Annotated in this window: 11 protein-coding genes; 6 read left to right on the top strand and 5 right to left on the bottom strand. The window is 69.3% G+C overall.

What is annotated here, in order from left to right:
- Nucleotides 1–31: 31 nt before the first annotated feature.
- Nucleotides 32–778 carry a methyltransferase domain-containing protein gene (locus tag E5671_RS40780; protein ID WP_160509248.1) on the bottom strand — a complete coding sequence of 249 codons (747 nt, stop codon included), beginning with the start codon at nt 776–778 and terminating at the stop codon, nt 32–34.
- 104 nt (nt 779–882) lie between these two features.
- On the opposite strand from E5671_RS40780, the gene E5671_RS40775 reads away from it, so the two are divergent.
- Nucleotides 883–1,713, top strand: coding sequence for a slipin family protein (locus tag E5671_RS40775; protein ID WP_160509247.1), 831 nt, complete (start codon nt 883–885; stop codon nt 1,711–1,713).
- A 227-nt stretch (nt 1,714–1,940) separates the two neighbouring features.
- Nucleotides 1,941–2,768 carry a hypothetical protein gene (locus E5671_RS40770; RefSeq protein WP_160509246.1) on the top strand — a complete coding sequence of 276 codons (828 nt, stop codon included), beginning with the start codon at nt 1,941–1,943 and terminating at the stop codon, nt 2,766–2,768.
- Between the two features lie 75 nt (nt 2,769–2,843).
- Here E5671_RS40770 and E5671_RS40765 read toward each other — a convergent pair whose 3' ends face one another.
- Entirely contained in the window at nt 2,844–3,524 is a 681-nt protein-coding gene (locus E5671_RS40765; protein ID WP_160509245.1) for an alpha/beta fold hydrolase, read from the bottom strand.
- A 136-nt stretch (nt 3,525–3,660) separates the two neighbouring features.
- On the opposite strand from E5671_RS40765, the gene E5671_RS40760 reads away from it, so the two are divergent.
- The 3 genes from E5671_RS40760 to E5671_RS40750 all read left to right on the top strand — a co-directional run bounded on the left by E5671_RS40760 (nt 3,661) and on the right by E5671_RS40750 (nt 7,607).
- Nucleotides 3,661–6,102 (top strand): polysaccharide lyase 8 family protein, encoded by a 2,442-nt coding sequence (locus E5671_RS40760; protein ID WP_160509244.1) that lies wholly within the window; start codon nt 3,661–3,663, stop codon nt 6,100–6,102.
- A 342-nt stretch (nt 6,103–6,444) separates the two neighbouring features.
- A complete protein-coding gene (locus tag E5671_RS40755) occupies nt 6,445–6,888 on the top strand; it encodes an SSI family serine proteinase inhibitor (RefSeq protein ID WP_160509243.1) in 444 nt (147 codons plus the stop codon).
- A 176-nt stretch (nt 6,889–7,064) separates the two neighbouring features.
- Nucleotides 7,065–7,607, top strand: a complete 543-nt coding sequence (locus E5671_RS40750; RefSeq protein ID WP_160509242.1) for a GNAT family N-acetyltransferase — start codon at nt 7,065–7,067, stop codon at nt 7,605–7,607.
- A gap of 18 nt (nt 7,608–7,625) precedes the next feature.
- Here the strand turns inward: E5671_RS40750 and E5671_RS40745 are convergent, their stop codons facing one another.
- The 3 genes from E5671_RS40745 to E5671_RS40735 all read right to left on the bottom strand — a co-directional run bounded on the left by E5671_RS40745 (nt 7,626) and on the right by E5671_RS40735 (nt 10,871).
- The gene (locus E5671_RS40745) at nt 7,626–8,858 is read right to left on the bottom strand and encodes an epoxide hydrolase family protein (RefSeq protein WP_160509241.1); all 1,233 of its coding nucleotides are present in this window, start codon (nt 8,856–8,858) and stop codon (nt 7,626–7,628) included.
- Nucleotides 8,859–8,888: 30 nt separating this feature from the next.
- Nucleotides 8,889–9,764, bottom strand: a complete 876-nt coding sequence (locus E5671_RS40740; RefSeq protein WP_160510740.1) for a TauD/TfdA family dioxygenase — start codon at nt 9,762–9,764, stop codon at nt 8,889–8,891.
- 258 nt (nt 9,765–10,022) lie between these two features.
- A complete protein-coding gene (locus tag E5671_RS40735; protein ID WP_336605987.1) occupies nt 10,023–10,871 on the bottom strand; it encodes an SAM-dependent methyltransferase in 849 nt (282 codons plus the stop codon).
- 271 nt (nt 10,872–11,142) lie between these two features.
- Between E5671_RS40735 and lpdA the strand changes: the two genes are divergently transcribed.
- Nucleotides 11,143–12,546, top strand: coding sequence for a dihydrolipoyl dehydrogenase (lpdA, locus tag E5671_RS40730; protein ID WP_160509240.1), 1,404 nt, complete (start codon nt 11,143–11,145; stop codon nt 12,544–12,546).
- Nucleotides 12,547–12,613: the final 67 nt, after the last annotated feature.

Genomic DNA, 12,613 nt, shown 5'->3' with positions numbered 1-12,613 from the left:
TCCCCCCCGGGCCCTCAACCCCGGGTGACACTCAGACCTTCCGCGCCTCGACCATGCACCAGCGGGGACTACCGTCGGCCCGGCGCCCGAACTCCTCCAGCGGGTGCAAGCGCATCGTGAACCCGGCCCGGAGCAGGTCCTCCAGCACACCCCGCAGCGGGAAAGTCCTGTAGTACATGACGAACGGCGGACGCCACAGCAGATTCCGCACCCGCATCACCCCGTCGAAGCCGAGCAGCGCCCAGTGCAGCGGCGACGTCAGGGGCGGCGGCGCGCCGACCGGGAAGGCGAAGACCCCGCCTGGCCGCAACGCCCCGCAGACCTCCGCGAACAACCGCGGGCGCTCGGCGGGCAGAAAGTGCCCGAACGCCCCGAAGCTCACCGCCAGGTCGAAGACCTCGGCGAAGGGCAGGGCGCGGGCGTCGGCCCGCACCCAGTCCACCGCGGGCCCGCCGTCATCCATCGCGGGCCCGCCCTCGCGCGGAACGGCGGACCGCGCCTCGGCCAGCATCCCGGCGCTGAAGTCGACGCCGGTGACCCGCTCCCGGCACAGCGGAAGGAGCGTCTCGACGCCCGCGCCGGTCCCGCAGCAGACGTCGAGACCCGCGTCGAACGGCCCGAGGCCGCCGAGCGTGTCCGCGACCGCGTCCAGGATCCGGTCCGGCGTACGGAAAGGGGTGTGGTCGAACTTCGGGGCCAGCAGGTCATAGCCGTCCTCGATGGAGGAAAGAGCTTGCACGGCCAGTTCGCGGAGTGTGGGGCCCTGGGAGGTGAACACCGCCCCCACCCTAGTCAGCGGCGGGATCGGCAGGGGCTCGACCATGGACAAACCTGGGCATATCTTTGTTATGAGACGGGCGACTCGGAAGAAGGGGGGTCGTCATGGTCGAAGAGCTGCTCACAGCAGGGGCCGCGGTCGCGGCCGCCGGTTTTGTGTACGTGGTGTCGGCGGCCCGCGTGGTCAAGCAGTACGAGCGGGGCGTGGTCCTCCGCCTTGGCCGGCTGCGGGAAAACATCCGACAGCCGGGATTCACCATGATCGTCCCCGGTGTGGACCGGCTGCACAAGGTGAACCTGCAGATCGTGACGATGCCGGTCCCGGCGCAGGACGGCATCACCCGGGACAACGTCACGGTGCGCGTGGACGCGGTCATCTACTTCAAAGTGATCGACGCGGCGGACGCGGTGATCAAGGTCGAGGACTACCGGTTCGCGGTCTCGCAGATGGCGCAGACGTCCCTGCGCTCGATCATCGGCAAGAGCGACCTGGACGATCTCCTCTCCAACCGCGAGAAGCTCAACCAAGGCCTGGAGTTGATGATCGACTCCCCTGCCCTCGGCTGGGGCGTGCAGATCGATCGCGTCGAGATCAAGGACGTGTCCCTTCCCGAGACGATGAAGCGATCGATGGCCCGGCAGGCCGAGGCGGACCGCGAGCGGCGGGCCCGCGTGATCAACGCGGACGCCGAGCTGCAGGCCTCCAAGAAGCTGGCCGAGGCCGCGCATCAGATGGCGGACGAGCCTGCCGCGCTCCAACTGCGGCTGCTCCAGACCGTGGTGGCGGTCGCCGCCGAGAAGAACTCGACCCTCGTGCTGCCCTTCCCCGTGGAGCTCCTGCGCTTCCTGGAGAAGGCCCAGCAGACGCAGGCGCTGTCGCCCGCACCACCGGTCACCGCGGCGGAGCCGACACCGAAACGGCCGACGGCGGCATAGGCATGATCCCAGCCGTTCGGGCCTGAACCAGCTTCGGAGGCGCTCTTGGTCAGCAGCGGATAACCGGGCTTCGACCAGCGGGCGAACGGAACGGGCCGAGGTGGCGTCAGGGACTCCTGACCGCCGTGGTGGCTGGTTAACGCCATGAGGTCTATCGGGTTGAGCCATCGGTCAGGTAGACGTATCGCGGCCGTAGACCCGCCACTCAGCACGAGGAGGCATGCCTCATGACCGGTGCCCGAACGACGACCGCGGCAGGCAAGACCCGGTTCGACGACATCTACAACCAGCCTGACCCCCGCGCGTACTTCCGCACGCTGGCCCCCTTGCAGTACGAGATACCGCAGCAGGCTCAGGACGTCTTCCGGCGCACGCTCGCCCAGCGGTCGGCGGTGCGCGGCACCCATCTCCCTGTCACGGTCCTCGACCTCTGCTGCTCCTACGGGATCAACGCGGCGCTGCTCAACCACGACCTCACGCTCGCGGACCTGTACGCGCACTACACCAGCGCCGAGACCGGCGACCTCACCCGGGGCGAGCTCATCGAGGCCGACAAGGAGTTCTACGCCTCGCGGCGGCGGGCGGACGCGGTCCCGGTCATCGGCCTCGACACCGCCGACAACGCGACGCGCTACGCCCTGGAGGTGGGGTTGCTCGACGAGGCCTATGCGGAGAACCTCGAGCGCCACCCGCCCAGCGACGGGCTGCGCCGCGCCGTGGAGCGCGTCGGCCTGATCACGGTCACCGGAGGCATCGGCTACATCACCCACCGCACCTTCGACGCACTCCTCGACGCGACACGCGTCCCGGTGTGGGTGAGCGCGTTCGTCCTGCGCACGGTGCCTTTCAAGGAGATCCTGGCGACCCTGGACGCCCACGGCCTCGCCACCGAGACCGATCCCGAACGGACCTATCCGCAGCGGCTTTTCACCGATCTCACCGAGCAGAGCAACGCTGTGGACCACGTGCTCAAGGCCGGTGACGATCCCACGGGCCTGGAGGCGGAGGGCCGCTACTACACCCGCCTCTACCAGTCACGACCCCGGCCGGCGTAATCCTCGACGGACGGCGGTGCGGGGCGTGGTCGTACCACGCCCCGCACCGCGGCGGCCATCAGCCACCCCGTCCGCTCAGCTGGTGAAGAACTCGCTGACCTGCTCCGCGAACTGCTGCGGGCTCGCCTCGTGCACCGAGTGGCCGACCGGGATCGTGATCAGCCGGGAGTCGGGGATCTCCGTGGCCATGTCGGGGATGCGCCCCTGCGGCATGCTGCTGTCCGGGCCGCCCGCCACGATCAGGGTCGGTGCGACGATCTCGCCGAGCCGTTCGGCCCACTCGGGATCGGGATCGAAGATCTGGGCGCGGACCGCGGGGGACACGGGCCAGTCGAAGTCGAGGACGTCGGGCCGCTGGGCGTCGACCCAGTCACGCGGATAGGGCGGCGGCGTCTCCTCCAGGACGAGGCGCTCCACGCGGTCGGGGTGCTCCTCGGCGAGGAGGTACGCCACGACCCCGCCCATGGAGTGGCCCACGACGCCGACGCGGTCGAGGTCGAGCTCGTCGAGGAAGCCGAGTACGTCGTCCCTCATCAGCTCGACCGAGTACTCGTCCGGCCAGTCGCTCTCGCCGTGCCCGCGCAGATCCAGCGCGTACACCCGCCATTCCTCCCCGAGCACCTGCCCGACCTGCTCCCAGGTCGCCGAGGAATCGCCGAGCCCGTGCAGCAGCACGACGGGCGCTCCGTACGAGTCGCCCCAGGTCCGATAGGCCAGGCGTACGTCGCCCACATCCACCACTGCGTGATCGCTCATGCCCCTGACGCTACAGCGCCGTGCGCAACCCATTGAGCAGTGGCCTGGACCCATGCTAGAAAGCGCTTGCTCTTCCTGCACCCCTCACGCCGCATCCACCTCCCCCTCCCCTCCCCTCGCCACCATCGGAGAACCCATGCACTCTCCCTGGTCCCGCCGCGCCTTCCTGTTCAGCACCGGCGGCTCCGCGCTCGCCCTGACGACCTCGGGGCTGCTGCCCTCCGACGAGGCGGCAGCAGCGGCGGTGGAGGCGGACGCGTACGAGGTACTGCGCGCCAAGTGGCGCACCCTGATACTCGGCGAGGGCTTCTCCCCCACGGCCGAGCCCTTCAAGAGCCGTCTCGCCGAACTCGGTGCCACCGCACGGGAGTTGCGCGCCACCATGACCCCGGCCACGGGCTCCCTGTGGCCGGATGCCTCGTACGCCGACCCCGAGCCTGACACCGACCAGGAGTCGTACGGCTACTCCGCGAACATGGTGACCGGCTACAGCAGGCTGAGCACCATGGCCCAGGCCTACCGGCAGGAGGACACGGGCCTGACCGGCGACGCGGGCCTCAAGGCCGACATCCTCACCGGCCTCGATCATCTCTACACGCAGATCTACAACGAGAACCAGGCGCGGTTCGGCAACTGGTACAGCTGGCAGATAGGCGCCCCGCAGCACCTGCTCGACCTCTGCGTGCTGATGTACGACCACCTGTCCGCGACGCAAGTGGCCAACTACTGCAAGGCCGTGGACCACTTCGTGCCCGACTCGGCGGTGGGCAGCTACACCGGGACGAGCACCGGAGCGAACCGCGTCGACCTGTGCCGCGTACTCGCGCTGCGCGGGGTCGTCGGCGCCCGTGCCGCGAAGATCGCCCTGGCCAGGGACGCCCTCTCCCCCGTCTTCCCGTACGTGACGACCGGCGACGGCCTCTACACCGACGGGTCGTTCATCCAGCACACCACCGTGCCCTACACGGGGTCGTACGGATCGGTGATGCTGGGCGGGCTCGGCATGCTCTTCTCCCTGCTGCGCGGCTCCAGTTGGGAGGTCACGGACGCCAAGAAGCAGATCATCTTCGACGCCGTGGAGAAGGCGTGGGCCCCGTTCATCTACAACGGCCTCGTCATGGACGGTGTCGCGGGACGCGCCATCAGCCGTGGCCTCGCCGCGTCCGACGCCAAGAAGATCCAGGCGGACGACCATCGGCGCGGCCACCCCATCATGTCGGCCATGGTGCTCCTGGGACAGGGGGCGAGCGCGGCCGAGAACGCGCGCTGGCGCGGCATGGTCAAGGGCTGGATGCGGCGCGACTACTACAGCCCGCCACTGAGCGACTCCACGCTCGGCCTGACAAGTCTGGCCCGCCTGAAAGGTGTTGAGGACGACGCGTCGGTGACCGCGATCGCCGAGCCCACCGGCCACCGCCTCTTTCCCAGCATGGCCCGCGCCACACACCGACGCCCCGGCTGGGCCGCGTCGATCAGCATGGCCGATCCCCGCATCACGTACTACGAGACGGGCAACGGCGAGAACCTGCGCGGCTGGCACACCGGCTCCGGAATGCTCTACTGGTGGGGCGACAGCTACGCCAACGGGCAGTACAGCGACGCCTTCTGGCCCACCGTCGACCCGTACCGACTGCCCGGCATCACGGCCTCCCGCAAGGCGCTCGCGGATGCGGCGGGCGGCGACTGGGGCGCGTCCATGCCGGACGTGAAGTGGGTGGGCGGGGCGAGTGACGGCCAACGCGCCTCCATCGGGCAGTACTTGAAGGGCCTGCAGAGCACCCTGCGTGCGAAGAAGTCGTGGTTCTGCCTGGACGACTCGATCGTCTGCCTGGGCGCGGGCATCGTCTGCACGGACGGCGCGGCGGTCGAGACGACCGTCGAGAACCGCAACCTCGGCCCGACGGGCACCACTTCCTTCCAGGTGAACGGCGCCGCCAAGCCGACCGGCACTCCTTGGTCGGCGACGCTCACGGGCGCCAAGTGGGCGCACATCGGCGGCCACGGAGGCTATGTCTTCCCCGGCGGCGCGACGGTGAAGGCGCTGCGCGAGGAGCGCTCCGGCAAGTGGAGCGACATCAACAAGGGCGGTGCCACGACCGCGATCGCCCGCAAGTACCTCACGATGTACGTCGACCACGGCACCGCTCCGACGAACGGGACGTACGCCTACGCCCTGATGCCTGGCGCGAGCGCGGCGCAGACCGCGGCCCGGTCGGCGGACACCGGATGGCTCCAGATCCTGGCCAACTCCGACCACCAGCAAGGCGTTTTCGTACCCTCACTCGGCTTCACCGGGGTCAACTTCTGGTTCGGCGGCACGGTGGGCAAGGTGACCGCGAGCGCGCCCTGCTCCGTGCAGATCAGCGAGAAGAGCGACGGCACCGCGGTCATCTGCGTCAGCGATCCGATGCGCGCGCAGACCTCCCTGGCCCTCACCTGGAACCGCGCCGTGTCCGCGGTGACGGACAAGCCCGCCACGGTCACGTCGGCGGTCACGGGTGCGTCCCTGAAGCTGACCTTCGGGGATCTCAGCGGCACGAAGGGCGCCACACAGCGGATCACGGTCAGGCTGGGCTGAGGAGCGGGGGCGGTGACGGATCACCCCAATCCCTTGCCCCTGCGCCCATATCACCGATGCTTTCCGGTCGACCCTGAATTCCGGTAGAAAACCAAATCAACTGTCGTCGCAGGTCAGGCAGTTGTTTCGGCTTGCACCATCGACTCCGGTCCATATGTTGGACACCCTGCGCGCGTTCCAGCGGGTCTCCCGCGCCCGTTCTGAGCTGCCCGAACAGCTGTCCGGCGACCGCTGAGCGGACACAAGCATCCGGAAATCGACCATGCATTTGGTGCTCACTCTCCGCACCGACAAGACTCCCTTCTGCAACCAGGAAAACACCCGCATCAAAGGAGAGTTGACGTGCGTTTCTTCCTCAAGACGGTGGGCGCCACCGCTGTCGTGGCCGCCTGCGTGATGTCCGGGACCTCTGGCACGGCCCAGGCCCAGCCCAAGGCCGCCCCGGCCGGTCTCTACGCGCCCTCGTCGCTGGTCCTCGCCGTCGGCCAGGGCGAAGAGGCAGACACCGCCACCATGCAGCGCGCCGTGACCCTGACCTGTGCGCCGAAGGCATCGGGTACCCACCCCTCGCCGTCCAACGCCTGCGCCGAACTCCGCGCGACCGCCGGCGAGTTCGACCGGCTGATCGGCGAGTCACCCGGCATGATCTGTACGAAGGAGTGGAAGCCCGTCGTGGTCAGCGTCGACGGGGTGTGGGAGGGCCGCCGCGTCACGTGGTCCAAGACCTTCGGCAACAGCTGCGAGATGCGAGGGAGCCTCTCGGAAAGCGCCGCCCTCTCGTTCTGAGCCCCACCTGCCGCACATCCGGAGGTGAGCGGCCTCGTCCCTGACGGGGGGATGAGGCCCCCTCCACGGCCACGCCTTGAACGACGCCCCGAGCGCCGTCCAAGGCGTGGCCCATGTCGCCGCCGGGGCTACGCTGCCCAGCGCACATAGGGTCTCAGCTTGGGGAGGTGGCGTCCGTGACCAGGGTCCACGCCGAGGAGATCAGCACCGCCCGGCTGATCCTCGAACCGCTGCGGGTCCAGCACGCCGACGAGATGGCCCGGGTGCTCTCCGATCCCGCCCTGCACGCCTTCATCGGCGGCTCTCCGGACGACCCGCCGGCCCTGCGAGCCCGCTACCGGCGGATGACCGCCGGGTCCCCCGATCCGGCGGTCTCCTGGTGCAACTGGGTGCTGCGGTCGCGTGACGAGGAGTGCCTCGTCGGGACGGTGCAGGCGACGCTGGGGCCCGCTTCCCCGGGCCCCGCCGACGGCAGCAGCGCGCTGGTCGCGGAGATCGCCTGGGTCGTGGGGACTCCCTGGCAGGGGCGGGGCATCGCGGTGGAGGCGGCCCGGGGCCTCGTCGAGTGGCTTGCGGGGCAGCGGGCCGTAGGTGACGTCATCGCCCATGTCCACCCGGACCACCGGGCATCAGCAGCCGTCGCCGCTGCTGCGGGGCTGGCCCCCACGGACGCGTGGCAGGACGGCGAGGTCACGTGGCGGCGGACGCCGGAGCGTTGAGCGAGGGCGGCTGCTCGCTCAACGTCGCCCCCGGAACGTACGGCGCAGGTCGTCCACCCAGCCGTCGGGAATCTCCCACGGAATGAAGTGACCGCCGCTCTCGTGTGCGGTGAGGTTCACGTGCCGGTACCAGTCGGCCCGGTCGCCCCCGAGCCAGTTCTGGACCCGCTGCTCGGTGGTGGTGACCCCGGGCGGGTTCTCGTGGCCGACGAAAGTGATGCCGGTGGGGGCTTCGATGACCGGCTGACGGTCGTGCGAGGGCGTCCAGGGGTAGCGGTTGGCGTTGGCGTAGTAGCGCATCGACGTCCCGATGGCGTTGTTCACCCAGAAGATCATGGCGTGGGTGAGCAGATCGTCCTTGGAGAAGACGCTCTCCACGTCACCGCGGTTGTCGCTCCACTTGTCCCAGCGCTCCAGGATCCAGGCGAGCAGCCCGACCGGTGAGTCGCTGAGCCCGTAGGAGAGCGTGCTGGGACCGAGCATGTGCACGGCCAGGTGGGCGGCGAAGCGCCGTTCCAGGGAGAGCAGTTGACGGTGGTCGGCCTCGGACAGTCCCTCAGGAATCGGCCGGCCGCCGCTGAGATCCCAGCCCCGGTCGCCGTTGAAGAAGGTGAGCTTCAGGCCGGATCCGATGTGGATGCCGTGGAGTTCGTCGGCGTACTTGTGGCCGAGCTGACCGGTGACGAGGGCGCCGATGTCACACCCGCCTGCGGCGTACTTCTCGTGGCCGAGCGTCTCGGTCATCAAGGTGTGCCAGAGGTCGGCGACCTTCCAGAAGTTCATGTCGGGGTGGTCCGGCAGCGGCGTGGAGAAGCCGAAGCCGGGCAGGGAGGGCACGATGACGTCGAACGCGTCGGCCGGGTCGCCGCCGTACGCGGCGGGGTCGGCCAGCGGATCCACCACCTTGGACCAGTGCCAGAAGGTCCAGGGCCAGCCGTGCGTGAGGATGAGCGGGGTGGGGGCCGGGCCGACGCCGGGCCTGCGCATGAAGTGCACGGGCACGCCGTCGACGCTCACCCGGTAGTGCTCATAGGAGTTGATCGCCGCTTCGGCCTTGCGCCAGTCGTAGTGATGCAACCAGTGGTCGGCCAGTTCCTGGAGGTAGCCGCGACGGACGCCGTAGTACCCGTCGTCGTTGCCGATGTCGTCGGGCCACCTGGTCAGCCGCAGCCGCGCCTTGAGGTCATCGAGCACCGCGTCGGGGACGTGGATGGGCTCGGGCGTCATCGGGAGGCGCGCTGCGGCTGCCATCAGGAATCACATTCCTTCCGAAGAAGTGGGTCAGTGCGGGCGGTCGCCCGCTATCGCGACGCGTTCGGCCACGCGGCGGTGCGGGGCGTAGTCGTCGACCGCGTAGTGCTGGGTGGAGCGGTTGTCCCAGAAGGCGACGTCACCCGCCTGCCAGTGGAACCGCACCTGGTACTCCGGGACCTGCGCCTGCCGCACCAGATAGCTCAGCAGCCGGTCGCTCTCGGCCCGTTCCATGCCCACGATGTGCGTGGTGAAGGACGTGTTCACGAAGAGCATCCGCCGCCCGGTCTCCGGGTGCCTGCGCACCACGGGGTGCGTGACCGGCGGGAACTGCTCCTGGAGCGGGATCAGCTTCTCGGGGCCGTAGAAGCGGACGAAGCCGGGAATGAAGTCGTGCACCGCGCGGGCACCCTCGATGCGTTCCTTCACCTCGTCGGGGAGGTTGTCGTACGCGGCCGCCATGTCCGCCCACATCGTGTCGCCGCCCACCGGCGGCACCTCTCGCAACTGCAGGACGGCGCCGAGCGCGGGGCGCTCGCGGAAGGTGACGTCGGCGTGCCAGACGTTCTCGTACGTGGGGGTCGCGCTGCCGCCCTTGTCGAACCGGACGACGTCGTCGGCCGAGCCACGCGCGAGCAGCGGATTGGTCTCCAACTCGCCCCAGTTGAGGGCGAAGGCGCGCTGCTGCTCGGAGGTGATCCCGGCGCCGCGGAAGAAGAGCACCTTCCACTCCAGGAGGGCGCGGTTGAGTTCTTCACGCAGCGCGGGCGTGAGCGGCTCGGCGAGGTCGACGCCGCGGATCTCGGCGCCGATGAGGCGCCCCTGGGGGACGACGTCGATCAGTTCGTACGGGCGCTCTTCCCAGCCCTCGGGGACGCGGCGCAGGGTGCGGCGCCCTTCGTACATGCCGTCGGCGGGGACGCGGGCGTCACGGAGCGTGGGAGAGACGGGGGCGGCGGGAGAGACGGCAGGGGAAACCACAGCCATGGTGATCCTTCAGTGGTGAGTGAACGGGCGGCGGTGCGGAGAGGGAACTCCGGACCGCTGGAGACGTATGCCTTGCGGCAGCTATCGACCCGATCGCTCGCACCCGCGCCGCCACGGAACCCCGAAGGTCCTCACGGCGGCGGTCAGGTGCTGGATCATGCACGCCATTGTGTATGGCTATGCCTTGCGGAGCAAACCCCCGTACTCGTAGATCCCCTTGCTCTGCTCGGTGGCGCCCAGGTAGGGGGCCAGGTCCTCGTGGACCGGGGCGAGCGGGGGCTGGTCCGCGTCGGGGCGCCAGTCGACCAGGTTCACCAGGCCGGGCTCGACCGGCTCAAGACCGTCCAGGAGGGCATCGACCTCGGCCGGGGTGCGGGTCTGCCAGGGGACGCCGCCGCCGGAGATGTGCGCGCTCATCGCCGCGCCGCGGACGGGGTCGTCGGCGACGACCTGCGAGAGGCCGAGGTAGCTGCCGGGCGCCGCCCGGTCGACGATCGTGCGCAGCACGCGGCGGGGACCGTCGGCGTCGGTGAGGTGGTGCACCACCGACAGGAAGAGCACCGCGACCGGCTCGTCGAAGTCGATGAGGCGGATGACGTCGGGGTGGCCGAGGATCGCGTCCTGGTCGCGCATGTCGCCGTTGATGACGGTGGTGGTGGAGTCGTCGGCGAGCAGCGCCCTGCCGTGCGCGAGGACGATCGGATCGAGGTCCACGTAGACGACGCGGGTGTCCGGTGCGAAGCGCCGGGCGACCTGGTGGACGTTCTCGTCGGTCGGCAGGCCGCAGCCCATGTCGATGAACTGGCGGATCCCCGCCCGGGTCAGATGGCGCACGACGCGGAACAGGAACTCGCGGTTCTGCCGGGCGATGTCGACGCACTCGGGGAAGTCGGGCAGTGTCCGCAGCAGGAAGTCGCGGTCGACCGCGTAGTTGTCCTTGCCGCCGAGCATCCAGCCGTAGGCGCGTGCCGATGTCGGCACGTCGAAGGGAATGGACATCATCTCGGCCTGGTCGTCTGCCGCCACAGCGCGTTCTCCACCTCTCCCAGAGGGACATGTGTTTCCAGAGGGACATGGGTTTCTGCTCCGTCGCGGCGACACTATCCCGTGACTCACGACCGGGTGAACCCGGGCCGGATCGCCAACGGGCGTGCCCCCAGCGGTGGTTGAGGACAGGGGGCAGTAGGGGCGGCATGACATCGGACACCCGGCCGCCCGCGAGGCGTCCGGATGGCGCATGATCGGACGTGCGCGAGTCACGTACCACCGGATACGTACCACCAGAGAGGACCTCCCCATGGAAGACCGCTTCGACGTCGTCGTGCTCGGAGCAGGACCCGGCGGCTATGTGGCCGCCATCCGCGCCGCCCAGTTGGGCAAGCGGGTAGCGGTCGTCGAGGAGAAGTACTGGGGAGGTGTGTGCCTGAACGTCGGCTGTATCCCGACCAAGGCGCTGCTGCGCAACGCCGAGCTGGCCCATCTGTTCACGCACGAGCAGAAGACGTACGGCATCAAGGTCGACGGGAACGTGTCCTTCGACTACGGCGAGGCGTTCAACCGCAGCCGCACGGTCGCGGACGGCCGCGTCAAGGGCGTCCACTTCCTGATGAAGAAGAACAAGATCACCGAGTTCGACGGCCGGGGCACGTTCCTCGACGCGAACACGCTCCAGGTCGCCAAGTCGGACGGCTCCACGGACACGATCACGTTTCAGAACTGCATCATCGCCACGGGCGCGACGCCGAAGCTGCTGCCCGGCACTCAGCGTTCCGAGCGTGTGGTGACGTACGAGGAGCAGATCCTCGCCGACTCCGTGCCTGAGTCGATCGTGATCGCGGGCGCGGGCGCCATCGGCATCGAGTTCGCCTACGTCCTGCACAACTACGGCGTGAAGGTGACGATCGTCGAGTTCCTCGACCGCATCGCGCCCCTTGAGGACGCGGACGTCTCGACGGAACTTGCCAAGCAGTACCGCAAGCTCGGCATCGACGTGAAGACCTCCACCCGCGTCGAGTCGATCGACGAGTCCGGGGCCAAGGTCAAGGTCACGGTGACGGGCAAGGACGGCAAGCAGGAGATCCTGGAGGCGGACAAGGTCCTCCAGGCCATCGGCTTCGCGCCGAACGTCACGGGCTTCGGCCTGGAGGCGACGGGCGTGGCGCTGACCGAGCGCGGCGCCATCGACATCGACGGGCGCGGGCGGACGAGCGTGCCGCACATCTACGCCATCGGTGACGTCACCGCGAAGCTGATGCTCGCGCACACCGCCGAGTCGATGGGCGTCGTGGCCGCCGAGACGATCTCGGGCGCCGAGACGATGGAACTCGACTACCCGATGATCCCGCGCGCGACCTATTCGCAGCCGCAGATCGCCAGCTTCGGCTGGACGGAGGCGCAGGCCAAGGAGAAGGGCTTCGACGTCAAGGTCGCCAAGTTCCCGTTCATGGCGAACGGCAAGGCGCACGGCCTCGGCGACACCGTCGGCTTCGTCAAGATCATCAGTGACGCGCAGTACGGCGAGATCATCGGCGCCCACCTGATCGGCCCGGACGTCACCGAGCTTCTTCCCGAGCTGACCCTGGCCCAGCAGTGGGACCTGACCGTGCACGAGGTGGCGCGCAACGTGCACGCGCACCCGACGCTCGGCGAGGCGGTCAAGGAAGCGGTGCACGGCCTGGCCGGGCACATGATCAACTTCTGACGGCGCACGGGCACTTCCAGGGCGCCCCCGGGGCATGACCGGGGGCCCCTTCCGTTGCGCCGAACGG

This window comes from Streptomyces sp. BA2 (genome assembly GCF_009769735.1).
Taxonomy (GTDB): Bacteria; Actinomycetota; Actinomycetes; order Streptomycetales; family Streptomycetaceae; genus Streptomyces.
The sequence above is the reverse complement of the archived record's forward strand: the minus strand, read 5'-3'. Positions and strand labels throughout refer to the sequence as shown.

Excerpts from the sequence above, each read along its gene's own strand:
- E5671_RS40760 (WP_160509244.1), top strand. The coding sequence starts at position 3,661 with ATGCACTCTCCCTGGTCCCGCCGCGCCTTCCTGTTCAGCACCGGCGGC.
- E5671_RS40770 (WP_160509246.1), top strand. The coding sequence starts at position 1,941 with ATGACCGGTGCCCGAACGACGACCGCGGCAGGCAAGACCCGGTTCGAC.
- lpdA (WP_160509240.1), top strand. The coding sequence starts at position 11,143 with ATGGAAGACCGCTTCGACGTCGTCGTGCTCGGAGCAGGACCCGGCGGC.
- E5671_RS40745 (WP_160509241.1), bottom strand. The coding sequence starts at position 8,858 with ATGGCAGCCGCAGCGCGCCTCCCGATGACGCCCGAGCCCATCCACGTC.
- E5671_RS40740 (WP_160510740.1), bottom strand. The coding sequence starts at position 9,764 with ATGTACGAAGGGCGCCGCACCCTGCGCCGCGTCCCCGAGGGCTGGGAA.
- E5671_RS40775 (WP_160509247.1), top strand. The coding sequence starts at position 883 with ATGGTCGAAGAGCTGCTCACAGCAGGGGCCGCGGTCGCGGCCGCCGGT.
- E5671_RS40765 (WP_160509245.1), bottom strand. The coding sequence starts at position 3,524 with ATGAGCGATCACGCAGTGGTGGATGTGGGCGACGTACGCCTGGCCTAT.